This is a genomic window from Streptomyces sp. NPDC014623 (genome assembly GCF_043088245.1).
Classification (GTDB): Bacteria; Actinomycetota; Actinomycetes; order Streptomycetales; family Streptomycetaceae; genus Streptomyces.
Genome location: NZ_JBIBZU010000003.1, coordinates 77917 through 103240, shown reverse-complemented (window position 1 = coordinate 103240; position 25324 = coordinate 77917). Strand labels below are relative to the sequence as shown.

18 protein-coding genes and 1 pseudogene are annotated in these 25324 nt (G+C 70.5%); 6 read left to right on the top strand and 13 right to left on the bottom strand.

The window, feature by feature from the left end; all coding sequences use genetic code 11:
• Positions 1–5: 5 nt before the first annotated feature.
• Entirely contained in the window at positions 6–5312 is a 5307-nt protein-coding gene (pulA, locus tag ACF1FZ_RS06815; protein ID WP_391772299.1) for a pullulanase-type alpha-1,6-glucosidase, read from the bottom strand.
• A 94-nt stretch (positions 5313–5406) separates the two neighbouring features.
• Positions 5407–7137, bottom strand: a complete 1731-nt coding sequence (locus ACF1FZ_RS06810) for a carbohydrate-binding module family 20 domain-containing protein (protein WP_391772298.1) — start codon at positions 7135–7137, stop codon at positions 5407–5409.
• A 560-nt stretch (positions 7138–7697) separates the two neighbouring features.
• Here ACF1FZ_RS06810 and ACF1FZ_RS06805 point away from each other — a divergent pair.
• Positions 7698–8294: an NAD(P)H-dependent oxidoreductase gene (locus ACF1FZ_RS06805; protein WP_391772297.1), complete on the top strand. Its 597-nt coding sequence runs from the start codon at positions 7698–7700 to the stop codon at positions 8292–8294.
• A gap of 29 nt (positions 8295–8323) precedes the next feature.
• Here the strand turns inward: ACF1FZ_RS06805 and ACF1FZ_RS06800 are convergent, their stop codons facing one another.
• The gene (locus ACF1FZ_RS06800) at positions 8324–8470 is read right to left on the bottom strand and encodes a hypothetical protein (RefSeq protein ID WP_391772296.1); all 147 of its coding nucleotides are present in this window, start codon (positions 8468–8470) and stop codon (positions 8324–8326) included.
• A 281-nt stretch (positions 8471–8751) separates the two neighbouring features.
• Positions 8752–8862: pseudogene (locus ACF1FZ_RS06795) on the bottom strand (ATP-binding protein); the annotation flags it as partial.
• Between the two features lie 149 nt (positions 8863–9011).
• Between ACF1FZ_RS06795 and ACF1FZ_RS06790 the strand changes: the two are divergent.
• Positions 9012–9128 (top strand): DUF397 domain-containing protein, encoded by a 117-nt coding sequence (locus ACF1FZ_RS06790; RefSeq protein ID WP_391772295.1) that lies wholly within the window; start codon positions 9012–9014, stop codon positions 9126–9128.
• A gap of 74 nt (positions 9129–9202) precedes the next feature.
• Here ACF1FZ_RS06790 and ACF1FZ_RS06785 read toward each other — a convergent pair whose 3' ends face one another.
• The 6 genes from ACF1FZ_RS06785 to ACF1FZ_RS06760 form a co-directional block, all read right to left on the bottom strand.
• The gene (locus ACF1FZ_RS06785; RefSeq protein ID WP_391772294.1) at positions 9203–10642 is read right to left on the bottom strand and encodes a cellulase family glycosylhydrolase; all 1440 of its coding nucleotides are present in this window, start codon (positions 10640–10642) and stop codon (positions 9203–9205) included.
• A 268-nt stretch (positions 10643–10910) separates the two neighbouring features.
• Positions 10911–11969, bottom strand: a complete 1059-nt coding sequence (locus tag ACF1FZ_RS06780; protein WP_391772293.1) for a LacI family DNA-binding transcriptional regulator — start codon at positions 11967–11969, stop codon at positions 10911–10913.
• Positions 11954–13630: an alpha-amylase family glycosyl hydrolase gene (locus tag ACF1FZ_RS06775; protein WP_391772292.1), complete on the bottom strand. Its 1677-nt coding sequence runs from the start codon at positions 13628–13630 to the stop codon at positions 11954–11956. The genes ACF1FZ_RS06780 and ACF1FZ_RS06775 overlap by 16 nt, the downstream gene beginning before the upstream one ends.
• A gap of 98 nt (positions 13631–13728) precedes the next feature.
• Positions 13729–14607 carry a sugar ABC transporter permease gene (locus tag ACF1FZ_RS06770; protein ID WP_391772291.1) on the bottom strand — a complete coding sequence of 293 codons (879 nt, stop codon included), beginning with the start codon at positions 14605–14607 and terminating at the stop codon, positions 13729–13731.
• Positions 14604–15620, bottom strand: coding sequence for a carbohydrate ABC transporter permease (locus ACF1FZ_RS06765; protein ID WP_391772290.1), 1017 nt, complete (start codon positions 15618–15620; stop codon positions 14604–14606). The genes ACF1FZ_RS06770 and ACF1FZ_RS06765 overlap by 4 nt, the downstream gene beginning before the upstream one ends.
• Positions 15621–15641: 21 nt before the next feature.
• Positions 15642–16913, bottom strand: coding sequence for an extracellular solute-binding protein (locus ACF1FZ_RS06760; RefSeq protein ID WP_391772289.1), 1272 nt, complete (start codon positions 16911–16913; stop codon positions 15642–15644).
• Between the two features lie 360 nt (positions 16914–17273).
• Here ACF1FZ_RS06760 and ACF1FZ_RS06755 point away from each other — a divergent pair, with 360 nt between their 5' ends.
• Positions 17274–18317 (top strand): LacI family DNA-binding transcriptional regulator, encoded by a 1044-nt coding sequence (locus ACF1FZ_RS06755; protein ID WP_391772288.1) that lies wholly within the window; start codon positions 17274–17276, stop codon positions 18315–18317.
• A 188-nt stretch (positions 18318–18505) separates the two neighbouring features.
• Entirely contained in the window at positions 18506–19393 is an 888-nt protein-coding gene (locus tag ACF1FZ_RS06750) for a phosphatase PAP2 family protein (RefSeq protein WP_391772605.1), read from the top strand.
• Positions 19394–19475: 82 nt separating this feature from the next.
• Here ACF1FZ_RS06750 and ACF1FZ_RS06745 read toward each other — a convergent pair whose 3' ends face one another.
• Positions 19476–22472, bottom strand: a complete 2997-nt coding sequence (locus tag ACF1FZ_RS06745; RefSeq protein ID WP_391772287.1) for a bifunctional [glutamine synthetase] adenylyltransferase/[glutamine synthetase]-adenylyl-L-tyrosine phosphorylase — start codon at positions 22470–22472, stop codon at positions 19476–19478.
• 149 nt (positions 22473–22621) lie between these two features.
• Between ACF1FZ_RS06745 and ACF1FZ_RS06740 the strand changes: the two genes are divergently transcribed.
• Together ACF1FZ_RS06740 and ACF1FZ_RS06735 are read left to right on the top strand one after the other, a co-directional pair.
• On the top strand, positions 22622–23146 hold the full coding sequence (locus ACF1FZ_RS06740) for a pyridoxamine 5'-phosphate oxidase family protein (protein ID WP_250289489.1): 525 nt from the start codon (positions 22622–22624) through the stop codon (positions 23144–23146).
• A gap of 60 nt (positions 23147–23206) precedes the next feature.
• Positions 23207–23392: a hypothetical protein gene (locus ACF1FZ_RS06735; protein ID WP_391772618.1), complete on the top strand. Its 186-nt coding sequence runs from the start codon at positions 23207–23209 to the stop codon at positions 23390–23392.
• Positions 23393–23518: 126 nt separating this feature from the next.
• On the opposite strand, the gene ACF1FZ_RS06730 is transcribed toward ACF1FZ_RS06735, so the two are convergent.
• Together ACF1FZ_RS06730 and ACF1FZ_RS06725 are read right to left on the bottom strand one after the other, a co-directional pair.
• On the bottom strand, positions 23519–24307 hold the full coding sequence (locus ACF1FZ_RS06730) for a putative protein N(5)-glutamine methyltransferase (protein WP_391772286.1): 789 nt from the start codon (positions 24305–24307) through the stop codon (positions 23519–23521).
• A 430-nt stretch (positions 24308–24737) separates the two neighbouring features.
• Positions 24738–25223, bottom strand: coding sequence for a hypothetical protein (locus ACF1FZ_RS06725; RefSeq protein WP_391772285.1), 486 nt, complete (start codon positions 25221–25223; stop codon positions 24738–24740).
• Positions 25224–25324 lie beyond the last annotated feature (101 nt).

The window sequence follows — 25324 nt, the reverse complement described above, 5'->3', positions numbered from 1 at the left end:
GTGCGTCAGCGCTGGGAGAACACGGCGACCGTGCGTCCCGGCACGGTGAAGCTGCCCGTCCCCCCTTCGTACGAGGACTTCTTGACCGTGGCGTCCGCACCCGACGCCTGGACGGGGTGCAGGGCGTACTGCTTCCCCGCGAGTCCGGGGATGTCCTGGCGCTGCGTGCCCGGGGTGGCGTTCATGACGACGACCAGTTCACCCAGGCGCATCGTGATCACTCCGGGGGTCTCCTCCTTGCCGGAGAGCGGGAAGGACAGGGTGTCCTGCACCTGCCCGGCGGTGGCGAGACCGAAGTCCTTCTCGGTGGTGCGGATGGTGAGCAGGTCCTGGTACGCGGCGGACGCGCCCGTGATCTGCGCGCATCCGGGGCTCGGCGCGGCGGAGGCCAGCAACGGCTTTCCGTAGGACCACTTGTCCTGGTTGTCGGCGGCGGGCGGCAGTCCCCGGCCGAAGCCATTGCCCTTGCGGCAGTCCCAGTGCAGTGCGTTGAACCAGTCGCCGCTGTCGTAGGAGTTGCGGTCCAGCGACTTGGAGCGCAGCAGGTCGGTTCCGGCCTGGGAGAGCGCCGGGCCCTGTGAGAGTACGGCGGTCGCCATCGCCACGACCTGCATGCGGGCCCGGTCGGCTGCCGTGGTGCCGGCCGGGAGCTTGAAGGCGAGGGCGTCGTAGAGGGTTTCGTTGTCGTGGGCGTCGGCGTAGGCGAGCGCGTCACCGGGCGCCGCCGCGTATCCGGCGGGGGCGCCGTTGTAGTCGACGGCCGAGCCCTTGACCGTGCGGCCCTGGGTGTCGGTGAAGGTGTAGTCGGCGAGGTTGCCGGTGAGACCGACCTTGATCAGGTCCTGGTAGTGGAGCAGCCTGGCCTTCTGTTCGGCTTCGGTGCCGTTGGCGGAGGAGCTGTTGGGGTCGGTGTGGAGACCGGAGGCGAAGCCCTGGACGCCGGGATCCTCGTCGAAGGGGCCGCCGCCGCGCACGGCGTCGCGGGCCCGGTCGGAGAAGGTGGCGACGCCGGTGCCGGCCATGTTCTTCTGGGTGGCCTGGACGAAGCGGGCGTCGTCGGCGATCTCGCCGAAGTTCCAGCCTTCGCCGTACAGGATGATGTTCTTCCCGTCGACGCCGTCCTTCGCGACGGTCAGCTCGTCGAGGGCCTCGCGGACCGCGAGGATGTTGGCCTTGGGGTGGTGTCCCATCAGGTCGAAGCGGAAGCCGTCGACCTTGTACTCCTTGGCCCAGGTGACGACCGAGTCCACGACGAGCTTGCCCATCATGGTGTTCTCGGGCGCGGTGTTGGCGCAGCAGGTCGAGGTGGCGACGGTGCCGTCCTCCAGGAGCCGCTGGTAGTAGCCGGGCACGATCTTGTCGAGAACGGACTTGTCGTCCTGCCCGGAGGCCACGGTGTGGTTGTAGACCACGTCCATGACGGTCCGCAGCCCGGCGCCGTTGAGCCCCTGGACCATCCGCCGGAACTCGACGGTGCGCTTCGTGCCGTCGGGGTCGGAGGCGTAGCTGCCCTCGGGGACCGTGTAGTGCAGCGGGTCGTACCCCCAGTTGAAGGCGTCCTTGGCGGCGGCCTTCGAGACGCAGGCCTGCTGCTCCTCGGAGTCGGGGGCGTGGGCGGACAGGTCGCAGGCCGGTTTCTGCTGGTCCGTCTTCCTCTCGGGGATGGTCCCGATGTCGAAGACGGGCAGCAGGTGCACGTGGCTGGTGCCGGAGTCCGCCAGCTCCTTGAGGTGCTTCATGCCGTCGGAGCGGGTGTCGGTGAAGGCGAGGTACTCACCGGGGTGCTTCGAGGTGGTGTCCGTGACCGAGAAGTCGCGGACGTGCAGCTCCTGGATCCGGGCGTCGCGCAGCGGGGTCGCGGCGGGCTTCCTCAGGCCGGTCCAGCCGCGCGGGGCCAGCTTCGGGTCGTCGAGGTCGACGACGAGGCTGCGGGCGGAGTCGGTGGTCAGGGCGGTGGAGTAGGGGTCGGTGACCTTGTTGGTGACCAGCTTCCGGACGGTGGGGGCCCAGACCTGGACCGCGTAGCGGTAGGGCTTGCCGTTCCAGCTCTTCTTCCCGGTGACCGACCAGACACCGGTGCGGTCGTCCCGGCGCATCGGGAGGGTCTTCCCGTCGAGTTCGAGCGAGACGGTGCGGGCGGTGGGCGCCCAGACGGAGAGCGTCGGGCTGCCCTTGCGGAAGACGGGGCCGAGGGCGGCGCCGCTCGCGGCCTTCCCGTACAGCTCGTCCAGGATGCCCGCCGTCTGCACGCCGGTCGCGGCGAGCAGGGCGCCGTTGGCGGCGCGCTGGGTGGCGATCAGCTGGCCGCGCAGTGACTCACGGACCCTGTCCCGGTCGCGGGTGTCGACGGTGAAGGCCGGATAGTCCTTCAGGTGCGGGTACTTCGCCTTCTGCGCGTCGGTCAGTTCCGTGGCGCCGAGCCGGAGCCACTGTCCCTCGTCGGAGAGCGCCCCGTCGACGACGGAGATGCCGCCGTTCTTCGCGTACACGAGCTGCTGGCTGGTGGCGTCGGTGGCCTTCACCCTCCAGACCACGGTGTGCGCGTCGATCCACTGGGCCTCGGCCTTGGTGAGGTCGGGCGTCGGCACGCCTCCGGCCTGCGGCAGCAGGTAGCCGGGCTTCCCGCCGAGCATCCAGACCTCGTGCCCGTGCGACGCGATGTCCAGGGACTGGTCGCTGGGGAGGTCCTTCTCGTCGCCCTTGTGGAGGATGTAGCTGAGCGAGGTGGCGCCGTCGGTGAGGGGGACCTCGAAGGTCACCCCGTAGGCGTCGGTCTTCACGGGCCGCAGGGGCTTGGCCCAGTCCGTGGGAGCGGCGGCACCGGTCCAGGTGTGCAGGCCCCAGCCGTCGTAGTCACCGTCGGCGCGGTGGTAGTGCAGGACGGCCTTGGTGGTGTCCTGCGGCGAGGTCTCGGGAGCCTCGGTGGCCTGCTCGTCCTTGCCCTGCTGGACCCAGACCTGACCGGTCCTGGCGAGGTCGACGGTGCGCTCGGGACCGTCGGCGGTCCCGTCCTTCTCGACCGTGTACGGGACGGAGGAGGCCCCCTCGTCGAGGTCGATCCAGGCGAAGGCGCCGTAGGCGTCCCGGCCGATGAAGTCGGCCTTCTTGTCCCCGGACTTCAGCTGCCAGCCCTCGTAGTCGCCGTCCGCGCGCTTGTAGTGGACGACGGCGTGGTCGCGCTCGACGGCGACGGGCTTCGGGGCGGGCGGCGCCTGGCCGGCGGCCGTGGAGGCGAGGGCGCTCGCGGTGCGTCCGGCGCGGTCGATCACCACGGCCTTGTACCGCAGCGGGGTCCCGGCCTTCACCGAGTCGCCCAGGTGCTGGGTGACCTTGTACGGGGCGTGGTCGGCGGAGCCGAGAGTGGTCCACTTGCCGTTGCCGGTCTGCGCGGCGAAGACGACGCGGTTCAGGTCTCCGCCGTCCACGTCGGCGCTGATCTCGACGGTGCCGGTGGCTCCGGCGGCCGGGGCCTTCAGGGTGACCGAGGGCTTGGTGGCGGGGGCGCCGAGCGGCTTGTCGGCGCGGAGCACGATGCTGGACAGCGCGGGCACGGTGACCTTGACGGCCTTGTCGGCGCCGCTGCGGACGGCACCGGAACCGCCGTACAGCGAACGGAAGTTCATGCCCGCCGACTCGGTGGCGAACTCGACCGTCCTTGCCTCGGTGGCGTTGTTGGCGGCGACGACGTACTCGTACGGGCGCCTGGTGTCCGTCCGCGAGAAGGCGTACACGGAGTCCTGGGCGTAGCGCTCGGTCTGCACGCCGTCGCGCAGGGCCGGGTGCTCCCGGGTGAGCTTCGACAGGGCAGCGACGGTCCGGTAGAGCGGGTGTTTCGTGTCGTATGCGTCGGAGGCGTGCGTACGGTCCGTGCCGAGCTGGTCGTCGTCGAGGTAGTCGGCGGTCTTCGAGGCGAACAGCGTCTGGCGGGCGTCCTTGTCGCCGCCCGCTCCGGTGTAGCCCTGTTCGTCGCCGTAGTAGATCACCGGGTTGCCGCGGCCGAGGAACATCAGCTCGTCGGCGAGGCGGGCGCGGTCCAGGAGTTCGGCTTCGCCGGCCTTCGGGTTGTCCTGCTTCAGGAAGGTGCCGATGCGGCCCATGTCGTGGTTGCCGAGGAAGGTCACCTGCTCGTAGGCGTTGGCCTTGCCGGTGGTGTAGCGGTAGTCGTCACCGTAGACCGCGGCGAGCTCCGAGGCCGGGGCGCCCTGGGAGGCGTACTGCCGGGCGGCTTCCTGGAAGGGGAAGTCGAGTGTGGCGTCGAGCCTGCCCCGCGTCACGTAGGGCGAGGTGATCGCCGTGTCGGCGGAGTAGACCTCGCCGAACATGAAGAAGTCCTCGCGGCCCCGCTTCGCCGCGTAGTCGTCGAGGGCGGTGGCCCACTGGGTCCAGAAGTCGAGGTCGACGTGCTTGACGGTGTCGATGCGGAAGCCGTCGATGTCGAAGTCACGGACCCACTTCTCGTAGATCTTCTCCATGCCGGAGACGACCTCGGGGCGCTCGGTCCACAGGTCGTCGAGGCCGGAGAAGTCGCCGTACTCGGTGGACTCGCCCGCGTAGGTCGAGTCACCCCTGTTGTGGTACATCGTGGAGTCGTTGAGCCAGGAGGGGACCTTCTTGCCCGTGTTCTGCGGGGTGTACGGGAAGGAGCCGGCGTCCACCTCCGCCATGCCGTCGGTGTCGTCGAAGGGTCGTCCGTCCTCGTCGAGGTACGGGAAGGCCCCCTTGGGCTTGTAGCCGTACTTCTTCTCGGCGTAGTCGACGGTGTCGGCGGTGTGGTTGGTGATGACGTCGAAGAAGACCTTCATGCCCTTGCCGTGGGCCTTGTCGATCAGCTTCGTGAGGTCGGCGTTGGTTCCGAAGTGCGGGTCGACCTGGGTGAAGTCGGTGATCCAGTAGCCGTGGTAGCCGGCCGACGCGTTGTCCCCGGTGCCCTGGACGGGCCGGTTCTTGAAGATCGGGGCGAGCCAGATCGCGGTGGTGCCGAGCCCCTTGATGTAGTCGAGCCGCTGGGTGAGGCCCTTGAGGTCGCCGCCCTGGTAGAACCCCTTGTCCGTGGGGTCGAACCCGGTCTCCAGCCGTGAGCCGGTCAGCCCGCCCCGGTCGTTGGAGGTGTCGCCGTTCGCGAACCGGTCGGGCAGCACGAAGTAGAACTGCTCGCGGGTCAGGTCGTGCCGGGCCGGCTCCTTCGCGAGTTTCGCGTCCGAGGGCGGGGACGGGGGTCTGGGCGCGGCGGACGCGGAGGCCGCCGGCACGACGGGGAGCAACGCCGCGCACAGTGCGGCGACGGCCCCCCGCCGGAGGGTGGTTCGGGACACGGGCGGGTACTCCTCGGCTTTCGGGGATCGGGCGGTGTGGAGCGGTGCGGGCCGGGGACGCTCACCCTCGCGTCCCCGGCCCGCCGGATGTGGATCAGCTGCGCCAGACGTCGGCGGTCAGCGCGGCCTTGCCGGAGGAGGGCACGGTGGCGGTGCGGTTGGCGCCGCTCTCCCAGGTGACGTTGCCGCTCGCGTCCTTGCGGAGGTACTTGTACGCGAACGTGGTGCCTGCGGGCAGGTCGACGTCGAGCTTCCAGACGGGGTACGCCGCCGGGTCGAGCTTGAGCGCGCCGCCGGGCGCCCAGTTGCCGAGCGCGGCCTGGTTGCCGGTGACGTAGATGTTCTGGCCGGGCCGGGTGATGGCGTTGACGCCGAAGGACGCGCCGGACCGGACGGTCCCCGGGCCCGGGTCGGAAGTCCCGCCACCGGAGCACGTACGGGCGTTGACGTGCAGGGCCAGGGCGGTACCGGACCCGAGGGTGGCGGTGAACTGCCCGGAGCCGTTGACGGTGACACCCGTGCCGGACTGCACGTCGCAGTAGTCACCGGCGGGCAGCGACGTCTGGAACGTACGGGTCAGCGAGGAGCCCTCGTGGTTGATCGCGACGTACGCCTTGGAGCCGCGTCCGAAGGCGATCTGGTCACCGCCGTTGTCCCACCAGTTCGAGAGGCCCTGGCCACGGGCGGCGTTGCGGAAGCCGACCATGGAGGAGATCTCGCGCCAGGCGTGCTGGCACTTCCAGCCGTCGCTGTAACAGGCGTTCACCTGGCCGCCGTTGGGCGGGCCGGCGTCGTGGTCGCTGAACTCGTAACCGGAGTGGACGTCCGGGGAGCCGTAGGGGTGGGCCAGCATGAAGACACTCGCCAGGGTGTACTTCGAGCCGTCCTTGTAGCTGAGGGTGTCGCCGCCGCGCTCGGTGTCGTGGTTGTCGACGAAGACGGCGGACCTGCCGGACTCCATGAAGCCCCAGCCCTCGCCGAAGTTCCTGAGGTTGGCGAGGTTCTCGTTGTCGAAGACCTGCTTGAGGCTACGGCCGTAGCGGAACTCCTGGACGTCGCCGCTGCCGAGGTACTCGGAGGGCGAGACGGCCTCACCGGCTCCGTGGATCGCCTCGTGCTTCCAGTACACCCCGGTGTTGCTGAGCCGGGACTTGATGTTCGCGAGGTCCGCGGCCGGCATGTGCTTGGCGGCGTCTATCCGGAAGCCGTCGACGCCGAGGGAGAGCAGGTCGTTGAGGTAGCCGGCGATCTTGCCGCGTACGTAGTCCTCGCCGGTGTCCAGATCGGCGAGACCGACCAGTTCGCAGTTCTGGACGTTGGCGCGGTCCCCGTAGTTGTTGCCTATCTGGGTCTGGCAGTCGTTCATGTCGTTGACCGAGTAGAGGCCCGGGTAGTCGTACTTGGTGTACGAGGAGCCGCCCGTGCCGGTGCCCGAACCGGCCGACATGTGGTTGATGATCGAGTCCGCTACGACCTTGACCCCTGCCGCGTGGCAGGTGCTGACCATGTTCGCGAAGGCGGCGCGGTCGCCGAGACGCCCGGCGATCTTGTAACTGACGGGCTGGTACGAGGTCCACCACTGGCCGCCCTGGATGTGCTCCTGGGGCGGGGAGACCTGGACGAAGCCGTAACCGGCGGGGCCGAGGCTGTCGGTGCACGCCTTGGCCACGGAGGCGAACTTCCACTCGAACATCACCGCGGTGACGTCCTTCTCTCCGGGTGGTGCGGCCTGGGCGGTCCCGGCGGTGCCGAGCCCGGTGGGGATGGCGAGGACAGCGGCGCCCGTGGTGAGGGCGAGCGCGGCAGACAGGGGCCTGCGTGCCATGACGTTCCTCCTGCGGTGGGGGAAGTGCGGGGGATGGCGGAGCAGCCTCACATGGCAACGCGCCGTGCCCTCAAGGCCCATGAAGCTTCTTGCAGCAAGGATGCAGAACTTCATGTGCGCCAGACCGTACGAGCCTGACCTGCGCAGGTCAACCCCTTGGACATCCTGCGGTTACGTCCCGCTCACATCCGTGAAATCCTGGAGATTCCTCTCCGCAAGCCCTTACGCAAAATATTGCGAGGCTGTTAAGTTCGTCCCGACTCCGGTCCGGCCGGCCGGGGGCCGGTACGCCGGCCCCACGCGCCCGGCCGGCCGGGCCGGTCACGCCGGGGAGAGGTCCCGGGGTCGCCTCCCCGCCGGCCCGATCCTGGGCCGACTCCGGGGCCTCTCCTGTGCGCGGCCGGGCTGTCCTGTCCACCGGCCGCGTCATCCACGGCCCGGCCCGGCCCCACCGGCCGGTTTCTCCCCGCGGTTCCTCACCGGTCATGATGGGCGATCGAGCGGGGGCTGCTCCATGACCCCATGTCTGACGACCGCAACGACGTTCTCGGGGAGATGGCATGTCGCGTACCGGGGTCTACCTCGCCCACCCACGGCCCGGCAGCTTCAACCACGCGGTGTTCGACGCCGTCGTGCGGGAGCTGCGCGGCCGCGGGAGCGACGTGATCGCGCACGATCTCTGCGCGGAGGGATTCACCCCCGGACTGTCCGCCGACGAGACGGAGACGGTCCGGGCGACCTCGGCCACCGCCGATGCGCAGCTGGCGCTGCACCGGGCGGAGGTGGCCACCCTCGACGCGATGGTGTTCGTCCACCCCAACTGGTGGGGCATGCCGCCCGCCGTCCTCACCGGGTGGGTGCAACGGGTGCTGGCGCCCGGCGTCGCCTACAAGCTGGGCACGTCGGACGGGGAACCCGAGGGACTGCTGAAGGCCGGCCGGGCCCTGGTCCTGAACACCTCCGACACTCCCGCCGACCGCGAGGAGAGCGAGTTCGGGGATCCGCTGGACAAGATCTGGTCGGCGTGTGTCCTGCCGTACGTCGGCATTACCGACGTACGCCGGGTCGTCTTCCGGACGGTCACCGACTCCTCCGACGAGGCCCGCGAGTCCTGGCTGCGCGAGGCGCGTGACCAGGCCGCCGCACTGCTGGTCTGACGTGAACAGCGGGACCGGCACACCTGCCGTCACCCGTCTGCGGAGGTCTCCTCGCCGAAGATCCCCTCGTGATTGCCGACGACGGTGAAACCTGCGGTGTGCCGGACGTTGCTGTGGATGAGGCCCGAAACGGCGGGCCGGGCGCACGGGGGCGCGGTAATCTGCTGGGTGCCCATCGGGAAGCCTCTGCTTCCTCGGCGGTCGGGCCCTCGATCGGCATTCCGGTCCCGTCGGGGACCGTCGCATGTCTGTGATGGTCGGGACGACCATATGCCCGGCAACACGTGCCAAATCCAGCCCGGTTGCGTTATGTCACCCGAGTGAGTGACAAAGCGGGTATGAGGGCGGGTTGGGCGGGGAAGGGTTGTTTCCCTGGTTCTCCAAAGGTTTTTGGACATCGCGGGCCACCGCGTCACGGCCCACCGGGTCCCGGAACCCCGCGCCCCGGTGGCGGCGGTCACCGCACGAGGTCGAGTTCGGCCCGGACCGTCTTGCGCGGGGCAGTCCCGGCAGCGATGCCCCAGCGGTCCGCGAGCGCCTCGACGATCAGCAGGCCGCACCCCTGCTCCAGGCGCTCACGCCACGGGAGTCGCTCGCCTCCATCGGACACGTGCGGGGAGAGACGTGACCGGCAAGCCCTCCGCCGAGGACACCCGCGAGCTGGCCTGGCCCAAGAGCAGTTACAGCGACAGCAGCAGCGGCAACGTCTGCGTCTAGGTGGCGGCCGCACCCGGCGCGATGCACGTCCGCGACTCCAAGGACCCTCACGGCCCCCTCCTCGGCTTCGCCCCCACCACCTGGGCGGCCTCCCTGGCGTACGCATCCGCGAGCTGATCGTCCCGAGGCCCGGACCTGCCGTGGCCTGCCGCCCAAAGGGCGCTCCCGGACAGCAGGCAGGCAGGTGGAGGTCAGCTCGTCCGGAAGTCGTCCGGGGTCCTGATCCGGTCGCGGATCCAGACCCCGGCGGGCTTCAGTGACGAGGTCCCGGCCCAGGGGCCCCCGCTGGTGCAGGTGCCGGTCTTGAAAACGGCACCCGAGCGGTGGTCGTCGGAGAAGTTCCAGTTGACCCAGCTGATCTTCTTGGCTGCCATCAGGTCGAGGTAGCGCTGGGACATGGCGAAGTCGTCGTCCCCCTCGCCCGAGTAGTTCTGGGTGCCGAACTCGGTGACGAACACGGGGAGCTTGCCGGCGGCCCGGGAGAGGGTCGCCAGGTACTCGTCGCGGTGCGAGTCGGCGTAGAAGTGGAAGGTGTACATGATGTTGGAGGCCCTGACCTGGTTGCTCACGACCTCGGATTCATCGGCCCCTTCGGACACGCCGAACGAGGACCAGGCCCGGGTTCCGACGAGTACGGGGGCGTCGGAGTCCACGTTCCTGATGACCGGGATGATCTGCTCCGCGTAGCTCTTGATCTGCGGCCAGCTCACGCCACTGGGTTCGTTGGCGATCTCGTAGAGGATGTTGTTCTTCGTCTTGTTGCGGTTCGCGATGTCGGTGAAGAACTTCCGCGCGTTGGCGAGGTTGGCGTTCGGGTCACCCGGGCTGAGCATGTGCCAGTCGACGATGACGTACATTCCGCGGTCGGTCGCCTGCTGGATGAGGGTGTTCGCGAGGTCGGTGAAATGCTCGGGGTCGGTCTCGTAGCCGTCCTCCTGCACGTACGTGGAGACGCGCAGGACGTCGGCCTTCCAGTCGTTCGCCAGGGCGTCCAGCGACCCTCCGGTCAGGCACTGCGGGTACCACTGCGTGCCGTGGCTGCTCATGCCGCGCAGCTGGACGGGGTTGCCGTGCTCGTTGCAGAGCTTGGTACCGCACACGGTGAGCTGCCCGTTGACGGCGACGGGGCTCGCACCGGCCGGCGGGTCGGTGGGCGGCTCGGTGGTTCCGCCGCCCTTGCAGGGCGCGCCGTCGACGGTGCAGTTGAGGGGCAGCCCGGGGCCCCCGGCGTTGAACCCGAAGCTCACCGCCTGGCCGGGGGCGACGGCGCCGTTGTAGGAGACGTTGGTGAAGGTGTAGTGCTGCCCTTGCCGGGTCTTGGTGGCGGACCAGTGGGTGGTGACGTCCGTCCCGGCCGGCAGGTCGAACTCGATGGTCCAGCCGTTCGCCGCCGTGCCGCCGTTGTTGGTGACGGTCACGGCGGCACCGTAGCCGCTGTCCCAGGACGACGTCCGGGTGATCTCCGCGGTCAGCCCGGCGGCGGCCTGCGCCTGGTGTCCGGCGGTGACGGCCGCGCGGCCCGGGACGGGGGCGGCGGGCGCAGCCGGCGCGGCGGTGAAGGCCAGCGCGAAGAGTAAGGCACCGCCGATTGCGGCAGCGACTGGGCGGATCCGGAAAAGTGCGGGGCTCATGAAGGGCTCCGATCACAGGTTCAGCCGATTAGGAAACTTTCCTAACGGAAGAGAACCAAGGACCGTAACCTTTTTGCAAGGTTCACGACAACACTTGTGGAACCGCCCGCCGCGGCACGGACCTCCGGGCGTCCCCGCCGGACCCCGCAGCCGTCACCGGCCGGGGTGATCCGCCGTACACCCGACGAGGACGTGCGCCCGACCGGAACGCGAAGGGCCGGGTCCCCCTCCGGACCCGGCCCCACGCATTCCCCGCCTCCACGCCCGTTCAGGCGCTGCGCACCGCCGCCGTGGACCCCCGCACCACCAGCTCCGGCTGGAACACGTACTCCGTGCGCTGCACCGGGCTTCCGGCGATCTCCTCCAGCAGCGCTCCCACCGCCGCCGCCGCCATCGCCTGCACCGGCTGGCGGACCGTGGTCAGCGGCGGGTCGGTGAAGGCGATGAGCTGGGAGTCGTCGAAGCCGACGACGGAGACGTCACGCGGGACGTCGTAGCCCCTCCCCCGCGCCGCCCGGACCACGCCGAGTGCCATCAGGTCGCTGCCGCAGACGATGCCGGTGCAGCCCGCGTCGAGCAGGGCGCCCGCCGCGACCTGGCCGCCCTCGACACTGAACAGTGTGGAACAGACGAGGAGTTCGGCCTCCTCGCGGTCCATGCCCAGCAGCGAGACGGCCGCGTCCACGAAGCCCTCGCGTTTGCGGCGGGAGGGCACGTAACGCTGCGGTCCGATCGCCAGGCCGATCCGCCGGTGCCCGAGCTCGGCGAGATGGCCGACGGCCATCCGCACGGCTGCCTGGTCGTCGGGGGAGACGAACGGGGCGCTGATGTGCTCGTTGTAGCCGTTGATGAGGACGAACGGCACCCCGCGTTCACTGAGAGCGGCATAGCGCGACGGGTCGGCCGAGGTGTCGGCGTGCAGCCCGGACAGGAACACGATGCCGCCCACACCACGCTCGACGAGCTGTTCGACCAGTTCGTCCTCGGTGGCGCCGCCGGGCAGCTGGGTGCAGAGCACTGGCGTGTAGCCGTGCCCCGCGAGGACCTGCTCCACGGACTGCGCGAACGCCGGGAAGATCGGGTTGACGAGTTCGGGCGTCACCAGTCCGATCAGTCCGGCGCTGCGCTGCCGCAGCCGTACGGGGCGTTCGTAGCCGAGGATGTCGAGCGCCGCGAGCACCCGCTGACGCGTGGTGTCCGCGACGCCCGGCTTGCCGTTGAGGACCCGGCTGACGGTGGCCTCGCTGACCGCGGCCTGACCGGCGATGTCGGAGAGCCGGAGCGCCGGTCCGGTCCTGGGTGCGGGGACGGTCACACCGTCCACCACACCGTGGTGTCGGCGGGCAGCTCGAACGTGGTGCCCTCGACGGTCACCGGGGTGCTGGCGAGCAGCAGGGTGCCGGGGGCCGTCATCCGTACCGGTGCGCCCGTCGTGTTGACGGTGCAGACGAAGCCGGTGCGGCCGAGGACGAGTACGCCTTCGGGGGCGTCCAGCCACTCCACGTCCGTGCCGGCACCGAGGCCCGGGTGCTCGCGGCGGGCCGCGATCGCGGCGCGGTACAGCTCCAGGGTGGAGCCCTCCGTGCCGCTCTGGGCCTCGACGGAGAGCGCGCCCCAGCTGTCGGGCTGCGGCAGCCAGCTGGGGCCGTCGCCGAAGCCGTACGAGCTTCCCCCACGGGTCCACGGGATCGGCACGCGGCAGCCGTCGCGGAAGCCGTCCTGGCCCTCGGCGCGGAAGAACGACGGGTCCTGGCGGACCTCGTCGGGCAGGTCCGTGACGTCCGGCAGGCCCAGCTCCTCACCCTGGTAGACGTAGGCGGAACCGGGGAGGGCCAGCATCAGCAGGGTAGCCGCACGCGCCCTGCGCAGACCGAGCTCGCGGTCGCCGGGGGTGCGGATCTGGGTGCCCAGGCCCGGCGGGTTGCCGAAGCGGGTGGCGTGCCGGGTGACGTCGTGGTTGGACAGCACCCAGGTGGTGGGCGCGCCCACCGGACGCATCGCGTCGAGCGAGGAGTCGATGACGGTGCGCAGCTCCGTGGCGTCCCAGGCGGTCGACAGGTACTGGAAGTTGAAGGCCTGGTGCATCTCGTCGGGGCGCACGTAGTTGGCGGTGCGCTCGACGGTGGGGGTCCACGCCTCGGCGACGAGGATGCGGTTGCCGGGGTACTCGTCGAGGATGGTGCGCCAGCTGCGGTAGATCTCGTGCACACCGTCCTGGTCGAAGAACGGCATGACATCGTTGCCCAGGAGCTTGAGCTGGTCGTGCGATCCCAGGTCCGGGAGGCCTTCCGCCTTCACGAGGCCGTGGGCGACGTCGACGCGGAAACCGTCGGCCCCCATGTCGAGCCAGAAGCGCAGGATGGAGCGGAACTCGTCGGCGACGGCCGGGTGTTCCCAGTTGAAGTCGGGCTGCTCGGGCGCGAAGAGGTGCAGGTACCACTCGCCGGGGGTGCCGTCCGGGTCGGTGGTCCGGGTCCAGGCGGGTCCGCCGAAGATGGACTCCCAGTCGTTGGGCGGGAGTTCGCCGTCGGCGCCCTTGCCGGGACGGAAGTGGTAGCGCTCGCGCAGGGCGGAGCCGGGCCCCTCGGCGAGGGCGCGCTTGAACCACTCGTGCTGGTCGGAGGAGTGGTTGGGCACCAGGTCCACGATGATGCGCAGGCCCAGGCCGTGGGCCTCGCGGATCAGCGCGTCGGCGTCGAGGAGCGTGCCGAACATCGGGTCGATGGCCCGGTAGTCGGCGACGTCGTAGCCCGCGTCCGCCTGCGGCGAGGCGTAGAAGGGGCTGAGCCAGACGGCGTCGACACCGAGGTCCCTGAGGTACGGGAGGCGCGCGGTGACGCCGGCGAGGTCGCCCATGCCGTCGCCGTTGCTGTCGGCGAAGCTCCGTGGGTAGACCTGGTAGATCACCGCGTCCTGCCACCAGCCGGTGCGGTGGCCCAAGGCGTCGTCGGACGTGCCGGTGGAGGGGGCAGCGAGGTGCTGGGTCATGTCGTCCCTGGGGTGTCTGGGTGGGGAGCGGCGCCGGGACCGGGTCAGAGGTCCGGCGCCGCCGTGACGTGGGGTGCGGTCGTACGGGACTGGGCGCGTCAGCCCTTGACGGCTCCGGCGGACATGCCGGTGACCAGGTGCTTCTGCGCGAAGAGGAAGACCAGTGCGGCCGGGATCGCGATGAGCACGGACGCCGCGGTCATCGGGCCCCACTGGGCTCCGTACTGGTTGACGAACTTCTGCAGTCCGCCGGCGAGCGTGAGGTTCTCGTCACCGACCATGAAGGCGGAGGCGTACGCGACCTCGCCCCAGGCGGTGATGAAGGAGTAGAAGGCGGTGACGGCGAGGCCGGGCTTGGCGAGCGGCAGGATGAGCCGCCAGAACGTGCCGAACGGTGTGAGCCCGTCCACCTGTCCCGACTCGTCGATCTCGCGCGGGATCGTGTCGAAGAAGCCCTTCATCATCCAGGCGCAGAACGGCACCGAGATGGTGAGGTAGGTGATGACGAGTCCGGCCGGCTGGTTGAGCAGGCCCATCGTCGACATGATGTTGTAGATCGGCACGATGAGGACGGCCACCGGGAACATCTGGGTGACCAGCAGGGTCCACATCAGTCCGCGCTTGCCGGGGAAGCGGAAGCGGCTGACGGCGTAGCCGGTGGTGGCGGAGACGAAGACTCCGATGACGGTGGAGAGCCCCGCGACGATCACCGAGTTGCCGAACCAGGCCAGGAACTCGGTGTCCTTGATCAGGTTCGCGTAGTTCTCGAACGTCGTGTCCTTGAAGAAGTCCGTCGTCGACGCGAACTCAGCGGGCTTCAGCGAGGTCAGCAGGACCCACAGCACCGGGAAGACCGCGATCACCGACATGACGATCAGGGTGAGGTGCAGGGCCACGGATGCGGCCGGGGAGCGGTCGCCCCGCTTGCGGGGCTTGCGGGCGCTGTGCCGGGCGGGGGTTGCGGTAACGGTGGTCACCAGTTGTCTCCCTGCGTGCGGAGCACTCGCCGGTACACCATGGCGAAGAGCATCAGGAGTACGAGGATCAGCACGCCCCAGGTGGAGGACTGCGCGAAGTCGCGCGGGCTGATCTCGAAGGAGAATTTGTACGCCTGGGTGACCAGGATCTGGGTGGCCTCACCGGGTCCGCCGCGGGTCAGCAGGAAGATCACCGGGAACATGTTGAAGGTCCAGATGGTGGAGAGCAGGACCACCGTGGTGGACACCGGGCGCAGTCCGGGAAGCGTGACGTGGCGGAAGCGCTGCCAGGCGGTGGCGCCGTCCATCTCCGCGGCCTCGTACTGCTCCGCGGGGATCGACTGGAGGCCGCCGAGCAGGGCGACCATCATGAACGGCACCCCGAGCCAGACGTTGACGGCGATGACGGAGAACTTGGCCCAGGTGGGGTCGTTCAGCCAGGGTATGCCGTCGATCCCGGCGCCGCCGAGGATCTTGTTGAGCAGGCCGTTGTTCTCGTTGTAGAGGAAGCGCCAGGCGAAGACCGAGACGAAGCCGGGGATGGCCCAGGGCAGGATCAGCGCCATGCGGTAGGCGGAGCGGCCGGCGATCCTGCGGTTGAGGATGTTGGCGAGGGCCATGCCCAGGCAGAAGGTGATGGTCACACAGGAGACCGTCCACACCAGCGTCCAGCCCAGCGTGCCGAGGAACTGGGTGCCGGTCAGGGCGTCGGCGTAGTTGTCCAGCCCCACGAACTCGTAGGTGGCGGGCATCTCGTTGACGCCGATGGACCGGGCGACGTTGCGCTCGTTGGCGTCGGTCAGCGACAGCCAGATGCCGCGGACCAGCGGATAGCCGATGATCACGCCGATCACGAGCACGACCGGGGCGACCATGGTCCAGGCGTACCAGTGGACCGACAGGGCGCGCCGGAGCTTGCTCGGCGGAGCGGATTTACCAGTACCGCGGCTCCGGCCGCGGGCGACGTCGTCGCCCGCGGCCCTCGCCACCGACTGGCTGGTGTGGACAGCCATCAGTCGGCCTGCCTTCCTGTGTTACTTCCAGCCCTTGAGGAGCTTGCGGTAGGAGTCGCCGGTCGCCTTGGCGGCCTTCTCCGGCGTGGTCTGGCCGGTGAGGACCTTGGTGTACTCGACGTTCAGCGGGGCGAAGAGGCTGCCGGTCTCCGGGATCCAGGGACGCTCGACCGCGGTCTCGACGACGGGCTTGAAGAACTGGACGATCTCGCTGTCCGCCGCCTCCTGCTTGGAGTACGCGGAGGTGCGGGTCGGCAGCAGGTTCAGCTCACCGGCGACCTGCGCCTGGGACTCGACGGAGGTCATGTACTCGACGAACGCGTAGGAGGCGTCGATGTTCTCGGAGCCCGCGTAGACGCCGAGGTTGTGTCCGCCCTGCGGGGCGCCCTGCGCGGCGGAGCCGGCCGGCACCGTGGAGATGCCCAGGTTCGCCTTGTCGGTGAACTCCTTGCCGGTGAGCGTGTCGGCCACGGCCCAGGGGCCGTTGATCATCATCGCGACGTCGCCGTTCTTGAACGACTGCATCATGTTCTCCCAGCCGTCCGTGGCGTCGGTCTTGGCGGCCCCGGAGTCGACGAGGTCCTTCACGACGCCGAACGCCTTGACGCCCTGGGCGTTGTCCACGGTGACGGCCTTCTTCTCCGCGTCGACCAGGTCACCGCCCTCGCCGTAGAGGAAGGAGAGGAAGTAGTAGGAGTCGTCGCCACGCAGGTAGAGACCGGTCTTGCCGGTCTTGTCCTTGATCTTCTGGGCGACGCTCTTCAGGTCCGCGATCTTCGCGGGCGGCTCGACACCGGCGTCCTTGAACATCTTCTTGTTGTAGAAGATGCCCATGGAGTCGATCACCTGCGGGACCGCGTACGTCTTGCCCTTGTACCGGGTCGACGCGGCGGACTGCTCGAGGAAGTCGCCCTCGTTCTTGAGCGCCGTGGTGCCGTCGAGCGGGGCGAGGTAGCCGAGGTCCGCGAACTCGGGGGTCCAGGCGACCTCGGAGCGGATGACGTCGGGGGCGCCGGAGCCGGCCTGCGCGGCGTTCTTGAACTTGTTCTGCGCCTCGCCGAAGGGGACGTTGACGTACTTGACGTCGACCTTCGGGTGCTTCTTCTCGAAACCCTCGGCGATCTTCTTGAAGACCTTGTCCTCGCTGCCGACGTTCGAGGTGTCCCACCAGGTCACCGTGCCGGAGAGCTCGCCCGAGCTCTTGCCGCCACCGGACTCGTCGTCGCCTCCGCAGGCGGTCGCCGCGAGCGCCAGGGTCGCGACCAGGGCGGTGGCCGTTATGCCACGTCGCATCTGAACTCCTTCAACTGCCGTACCGCTCCGTCGCGGCGCCGGGTCGACGTGAACGTAACAAGGATGAAAGGCGTCCGAAAGACTTTGCGGAGGATTTCTGCAAGCACCGCTGATCGTTACATTGGCGTGTCCTCAAGGTTGCCGTCAAGCCTCTTGACGGAAGCCCGTACACCCTGACCACGCCTGGCCAGACCCCGTGCAGGGGAGGTACGACGATACGACCGCGACGGCCGGAAAGCGCCCGCAAGGGTTTGCAAGAAGTTGCCGCCCGGGGCCGCCACCCGGCGCCCACGGGGGGCGGACCGCCCGGATCCCGTGCACGGTGGGCAATCCGACACGCGCCCGGTACAGTCCAGTCCCATGACCGCACGGCTTGCCGATATCGCAACTCAGGCGGGGGTCAGCGAAGCAACGGTCAGCCGCGTACTGAACGGCAAGCCCGGGGTCGCAGCGGCCACCCGTGAATCCGTCCTCGCGGCGCTCGACGTCCTCGGCTACGAACGCCCCGTCCGGCTGCGCCGGCGCAGCGCGGGGCTCGTCGGCCTGATCACGCCCGAGCTGGAGAACCCGATCTTCCCCGCACTGGCCCAGGTCATCGGTCAGGCGCTCACCAGGCAGGGCTACACGCCGGTGCTGGCGACCCAGACGCCGGGCGGATCCACCGAGGACGAGCTCACCGAGATGCTCGTCGACCGCGGTGTCTCGGGCATCATCTTCGTCTCCGGACTGCACGCCGACACCTCGGCCGACATGCAGCGCTACGAGCGACTGCGCGCCCAGGGCGTCCCCTTCGTCCTGGTCAACGGCTTCTCCCCCAAGGTGCAGGCCCCGTTCATCTCCCCCGACGACCGGGCGGCGATGCGCCTCGCGGTGACGCACCTGGTGGCGCTGGGCCATCAGCGCATCGGCCTGGCGGTCGGACCCAAGCGCTTCGTCCCGGTGCTCCGCAAGATCGAGGGGTTCCACGCCACGATGCGGGAGCAGCTCGCTCTCACGGCCGACGCGGTGGAGGAACTGGTCCAGCACTCCCTGTACACGCTGGAGGGCGGCCAGGCGGCCGCTTCGGCACTGATGGAACGCGGCTGCACCGCGGTGGTGTGCGCGAGCGACATGATGGCGCTCGGGGCGATCCGGGCGGCCCGCAGGCTGTCGATGGAGGTTCCGCGCGACCTGTCGGTCGTCGGCTACGACGACTCGCCCCTCATAGCCTTCACCGATCCGCCGCTGACCACCATCCGGCAGCCGGTGACGGCGATGGGGCAGGCCGCCGTGCGCACGCTGCTGGAGGAGATCGGTGGCACGCCCGCTCCGCACAGCGAGTTCGTGTTCATGCCCGAACTGGTGGTACGCGGTTCAACGGCCTCGGGGCCAGGTCCCTCCCAGGCCTCCCGCGCCCGTCGGTAAAGTATCGAACGTGCGACCGGAACCCGACCGGAGGATCATCGGGCAGAGGGGGGACGTATCTGGCAGACTCTGCGCCTATGGGTGAATCGCACGTGACCACACAGGAAGACAGCACGGCGGCCACCCCGTCACCCGACGCGGACGGAACGTCGGCGTCCGGTTCAACGAAGGCGATCGCTCTGTCCCGCATGCGCACACGCCCCTCACTCCGGTCCCTGCGTTCACCGCGACGGCCGCGTCTCTGGTTCGAGATCCTGCTGATCGCGGTCAGTTACTGGCTCTACTCGCTGGTGCGCAACGCCGTACCCGAGCAGAAGGCCGCGGCCCTGCGGAACGCCGACCTGATCTGGTCCCTCGAGCACACCATGGGTCTCGCCTTCGAGGAAACGGTCAACCGGGCCGTCAATTCGGTGACATGGCTGATCGTGTCGATGAACTACTACTACGCGACACTCCACTTCGCCGTGACCATCGGCGTGCTCGTCTGGCTCTTCCGCCGTCACCCGGGCCGCTACGCGGCCACCCGCCTGGTCCTCTTCGCCACCACGGCGGTGGCCCTGCTCGGCTACTACGTCTTCCCGCTGGCTCCGCCCCGGCTGATGAACGGCGCCCGCTTCATCGACACGGTGATGCTGCACCAGACATGGGGCTCGATGGCCTCGGGCGACCTCAAGCACATGTCGAACCAGTACGCGGCCATGCCGTCCATGCACATCGGCTGGTCCCTGTGGTGCGGTCTGACCATCTGCGCCCTGGCCTCCGCACCCTGGGCGCGGATCCTGGGCGCGCTGTACCCCGCGGCCACCCTGGTCGTGATCGTGGCGACCGCGAACCACTTCTGGCTGGACGCGGTGGGCGGAGCGGCCTGCCTGGCGTTCGGAGGGGCGCTCTCCTTCGCCTGGTACGGGGCGCTGCCGCACCGCTTGCCGAAGCGGGTGCAGCGCTCCGGCACCGGCCGGTCGCGCGCCCTGCGCCCGTGGCCGGCGCGGGCGCCCGGGCCGGCCACGGAGGCTGTCACACCCCGCGTCGAGGTGGCGGGCCCCGGCCCGCAGACGTCGAGCCCGGCCGGCGACTGAGGGCACCGTCCGGCGGCCGGGCCGGGCCGGGGCCGGGCCCGGCCCTCCTGCCCGGCCGGCCCGGGTGCGGGACCCGCCGGCCTCACCCCGCGGCGCCGTAGAACCTCTCCTCCACCACCGCCCGGGCCCGCCGGGTGATCCGCCGGTAGTCGTCCAGCATGTCCCCCACGTGCCCCGACTCATAGCCCAGGTACCGCCCCACCGCGGTCAGCTCACGCGGATTCGAGGGGAACGTGTCGCCGGGCCGCCCCCGCACCAGCATCACCGCGTTGCGCACCCGCGAGGCCAGCACCCACGCCTCGTCCAGTGTCTGTGCCTCCTCCGCGGGGATCAGCCCCGCCGCGCAGGCCGCCGCCAGCGCCTCCCGCGTACCTGTGGTCCGCAGTCCGGGCTCCGCCCAGCCGTGCTGCATCTGCATCAGCTGGACCGTCCACTCCACGTCGCTCAGCCCGCCACGCCCCAGCTTGGTGTGGAGCGTCGGATCGGCCCCGCGCGGTATGCGTTCGGACTCCATCCGTGCCTTGAGCCGCCGGATCTCCCGTACGGCGTCGTCCCCCAGTCCCTCCACCGGGTACCGCAGAGGGTCGGCGAGTTCGATGAAGGCGCGGCCCAGTTCCTCGTCTCCGGCCATCGGCGCCGCGCGCAGGAGTGCCTGGCTCTCCCAGACCAGCCCCCAGCGCCGGTAGTACACCTCGTACGACTTCAGGGTGCGCACCAGGGGCCCGGTCCTGCCCTCGGGCCGCAGGTCGGGGTCGATCAGGAGCGGCGGGTCGGCCGTCGACAGCTCAAGCAGTCTGCGCATCTCCGTGACGACGGCGTTCGCGGCCCGGGCCGCCTCCTCGTCGCCGACCCCTTCCCGGGGCTCGTGCACGAACAGGACGTCCGCGTCCGAGCCGTAGCCCAGCTCGTGCCCGCCGAAACGGCCCATGCCGATGACGGCGAACCGGGTCGGCAGGGTGTCACCCCACCGCTCGCGGACGGCGGCACGCAGCGCCCCGGACAACGTGGCGGCGTTCAGGTCGGTGACCGCGGAGCCGACCCGGTCGACGAGAGCGCCCGGGTCGGGTTCGGCCGGGTTGTCCTCCGTACCGTACGAGCCGATGAGGTCGGCGGCCGTCGTACGGAACAGCTCCCGCCGCCGTACCCCGCGCGCCACCGCGACGGCCGCTTCGGCGCCCGGCGCCCGGCCGACCGCGGCCAGCACCTCCTGCTCCAGGTGCTCCCGGCTGCGCGGCCTCAGCCCTTCGGGGTCACCGAGGATGGCGACGGCCTCCGGGGCGCGCATCAGCAGGTCGGGGGCGAGCCGTCCCGCGGACAGGACACGGGCGAGATTCTCGGCCGCCGCACCCTCGTCGCGCAGGAGCCGCAGGTACCAGGGGGTCTTGCCGAGGGCGTCGGACACCTGCCGGAAGCCCAGGAGCCCGGCGTCCGGATCGGCGGAGTCCGCGAACCAGCCGAGCAGCACCGGCAGCAGCGTGCGCTGGATCGCGGCCTTGCGGGAGACCCCGGAGGACAGGGCCTCCAGGTGCCTCAGCGCGGCGGCGGGATCGGCGTAACCGAGGGCCTCCAGGCGGACGCCGGCGGCTTTCGCGCTGAGCCTGCTCTCGCCGGGCGCGAGCTGGGCGACGGCGTCCAGGAGCGGCCGGTAGAAGAGCTTCTCGTGCAGCCGCCGTACGACGGAGGCGTGTCGCCGCCACGCCCGGTTGAGCTCGGCGACCGGGTCCGTGCGCAGGCCGAGGGAGCGTCCGAGCCTGCGCAGGTCGGTCTCCTCCTCGGGAACCAGATGGGTGCGGCGCAGACGGTGGAGCTGGATGCGGTGTTCCATGGTCCGCAGGAAGCGGTACGCCTCGTCCAGCTGCGCCGCGTCCGCCCGCCCGACGTACCCGCCTTCGGCGAGGGTCCGCAGGGCTTCCAGGGTGGAACCGGAGCGCAGGGTACCGTCGCTGCGCCCGTGGACCAGCTGGAGCAGCTGTACGGCGAATTCGACGTCCCGGAGTCCGCCGGGGCCGAGCTTGAGTTCGCGGTCGACACGGTCGACGGGGATGTTGTCGACGACGCGGCGGCGCATCTTCTGGACGTCGGCGACGAAGTTCTCCCGGTCTGCGGCCTGCCATACCAGTGGCGACACGGCCTCGACGTACTCCGCCCCGAGTTCGGCGTCCCCGGCGACCGGCCGGGCCTTGAGCAGCGCCTGGAACTCCCAGGTCTTGGCCCAGCGCTGGTAGTAGGCGAGGTGTGAGGACACGGTCCGTACCAGCGGCCCGTTGCGGCCTTCGGGGCGGAGGTTGGCGTCGACGGGCCAGATGGTGCCTTCGACGGTGGTGTCGGAGCAGATCCGCATCAGATGGGCGGCGAGCCGGGTGGCGGCCTGCAGGGCGCCGTTCTCCTCCGCGCCGTCGACGGGCTCACCGACGAAGATCACGTCGACGTCGGACACGTAGTTCAGTTCGTGCCCGCCGCATTTGCCCATCGCGATGACGGCGAGCCTGCACTGCGCGGCGTCGGAGGGCGCGGCGGCCCGGGCGATGGCGAGCGCCGCCCGCAGGGTGGCCGTCGCCAGGTCGGCGAGCTCCGCGGCGACCTGCGCGACATCCGTCGTACCGCAGACGTCCCGGGCGGCGATCGACAGCAGTGACCTGCGGTAGGCGACGCGCAGTGAGTCCGGGTCGACCGCGTCGCAGAGCATGTGTTCGAACTCGGGCACCCCGGGGTGCAGATCGGTGGCCTCGTAGGTGACCAGCACCTGCCAGTCACGCGGGTGCCGGGCCAGATGGTCCCCGAGCGCCTCGGAGGCACCGAGGGCTCCGAGGAGCCGGTCCCGCAGCGGCTTGGCCGTGACCAGTGTGTCCAGCAGCATCTGCCGTTCCCCGGCCTCCTCGGCCTCGACGAGCCGTACGAGGCTGCGCAGGGCCAGATCGGGGTCGGCGGTCGCACCGAGAGCCTCGAGGAGGACGGGATCGGCCCGTACGGAGGAGAGCTCGGGCAGTTCCAGCAGCCGTTCGGCGGCGGACGGATCGGTGAAACCGTGCCGCAGCAGTCTGGTGAACGTACTGCTCCTGCGTCCCGGCACCGTCGTCATCCTGTGTCTCCTGCCCGCCGATCACACATATCCGCTCTTCGAGCCTAGCCCGGCACCGATGAATCCGGAGCGGCGGCGGAGTCCGTACTGCAGAGGCACGATCGGCGAAAAGGCCACGCACACCGCCATACCGCCCCAGGAGGCACGCCATGCCGGCCAAGGACACAGCCACCCCCGACACCACTCTCGACCCCCACTACAGCGGCGAGGACGCCACCGCCCGGCCCTGGGCGGAGGCGGTCGCCCTGCTGGACCGCGCGGAGCTGTACTGGCTGTCCACGGTCCGGCCCGACGGCCGCCCCCACGTCACCCCGCTGATCGGCCTCTGGTCGGAGGGCGCGCTGCATTTCTGCACGGGCCCCTCCGAACGGAAGGCGCGCAACCTGGCCGCCAACCCGGAGGTCGTCCTGACCACCGGCGCCAACACGCTGAACGAGGGGTTCGACGTGGTGGTCGAGGGCCGCGCCGCCCGGGTGGCGGACGAGCAGCGGCTGATCGCGCTGGCCGAGGCCTGGGAGGCGAAGTACGGCGCCGACTGGCACTTCGGCGTCACGGACGGGATGTTCTCCAACGGTGCGGGCGGCCGTGCGGAGGTGTTCGCGGTGGCCCCCCGCACCGCCTTCGGTTTCGCCAAGGGCGACCCGTACGGCCAGACGCGCTGGCGCTTCGCCTGAGGCACCTGCCCGGGGCCGGCCTCGCCCGGCCCCGGGTACGTCCCGCACCGGACTCACCGGGTGTCAGCGCCGCACCAGCACGACCAGTCCGAACACCAGGACGCCCAGCGGCAGATGGACCGACGGCACGTGTGCGATGCCGACGGCGACCTGGACCGGGGCGAGGACGAGGTCGCCGACGGCCGTGTCACCCGGATCCGGGCGGTCCGAGATCCGGAGAAGCCGCAGTCGTGGGGCCGGGGCTGAGACGGTCCCCGTCGACCGGGCGTGAGCGGGGGCCCGGGGGCGGCTGCCACCCCAGGGAGCCCGGAGGCCCGGAGGCGCACGGACGGCTGCCGCCCCGGAGGTCCGCATGACGTGGCCCCGGGCCTCCTACCGGGGGCGGGTCCCGATGACGACCGTGGCGTACAGCTCCTCGGAGTCGACGACGCGCGCGACCAGCCCGCCGCTTCCCACCGTCTCCGCGGCACGCGCCGCCTGCCGCTCGCTCGTCTCGACCAGCATGCTGCCACCGGGAGCGAGCCAGTCGTTCGCCTCGGCGACGACGCGCCGCATCACGTCGAGCCCGTCGCTGCCCCCGTCGAGCGCCACGCGCGGCTCGTGGACACGCGCCTCGGCGGGCAGCAGCTCGACGTCGTCGGTCGGTACGTACGGCACGTTGGCGAGCAGGACGTCGACCTTCCCCCGCAGCGAACGGGGCAGGGGGGCGAAGAGATCACCCTCGTAGACCGTTCCGCCTGCTCCCACGTTGCGCCGGGCGCAGCGCACGGCGGCGGGGTCCACGTCGGCGGCGTGCAGTTCGGCCTCCGGCAGCGACGAGGTGAGTGCTCTGCCGAGCGCCCCGGTACCGCAGCAGAGGTCGACCACGACCGCCCGGTCGGGTGCGAGGGAAGCGGCCTGCCGGACGAGGAGTTCGGTACGCCGCCGGGGCACGAAGACCCCGGGGTCCACGGCGAACCGCAGTCCGCAGAACTCGGCCCAGCCGATCACGTGTTCAAGCGGGAACCCGGCTGTGCGCCGTTCCAGCATGACGGCGAGCTCGGCGGGGTCAGCCGCTGCGGAGAGAAGGAGTTCCGCCTCGTCCTCGGCGAAGACACAGCCTGCGGCGCGGAGCGTGGTGACGAGGGCGGGGAAGGTGGGCGGCGGTGCGAATTCCTGCACGGGGCGGAGCCTTTCGGATTGACCGATGGGCGCTCCGCGATCGCTCAGGCCCGGTCGGCCCTACGACGGCGAGGGGTGAGCGCCCAGCCTGCTGAAGCGGTAATGGGTCTCACCTCCTGGGTCGGTCCCGGTCCGGGGAGGGGTCACACTACCCGATCCGTGCCTGACCCGAGGTGCCCCGCACCAGGGGCCGTTCGGGCGCCGGACGGCGCGGGTCCCCTTCCCTTTCCCTGTCGTCCTGGGAGGGCTCGGCGTGGGCACGGCCACCGTCAAGGCCTCGGGGCGGCGTGGACACCGGCACCGGCGGCTCGGTCACGGTGCGGAACGCCCCGTGGTCCGGCGCCACGGCTCCCAACGGCACGGCCACCTTCGGCTTCACCGTCACCGGCGGTGCGCGGGCACCGGCCGCCGGAGCCGGGGCGGACGCCGGTCAGCCGCGCCGCACGGCACCGTCCGGGCGGACCATGTCCACCGGCACGCCGGCCCGCCGGGCCTCCTCGACCAGGCCGGCGGTCCCGCCGCTGCCGCCCGCCGACGGCGTACCGTCCCACACGGCGACGAGCCGGTCCGCGCGCTTCAGCAGCTCGGAGTCGGCCGCTTCGCAGGCCGCGCGGTCGGCGGTCTCGTACGGAAGGGTCTGCACCTCGATGGCGGTTTCGTTGAGGTGGTCGAAGACCGGGGTGTCTTCGGGCCTCACCACAGCACTGCGGTAGTCGAGGGACGGGATGACGACGACGAGGCGGCCACCGATGGCGGAAACCTCCTCCGCGAACAGCGCATCGGCCTTGGAGGCGATGCGCGAGACCCCCGTGAGGTCCTCGCTGTAGGGCTCCAGCAGCTCGCGCAGCGCCGCCCGTACGCGCGGAACGGCCTCCTCGGTCAGATCCATGTGCCCGGTCACGGCCAGTGTCGTCATGTGCTGTCCTCCTCCTCGGCCCGGCAGTGGTTCGCGGGCCGGCCACGGCGGGCCCACGGTGTACGAGTACGGCTGCCCCGGTTGTACCTCCGCACGCTTCG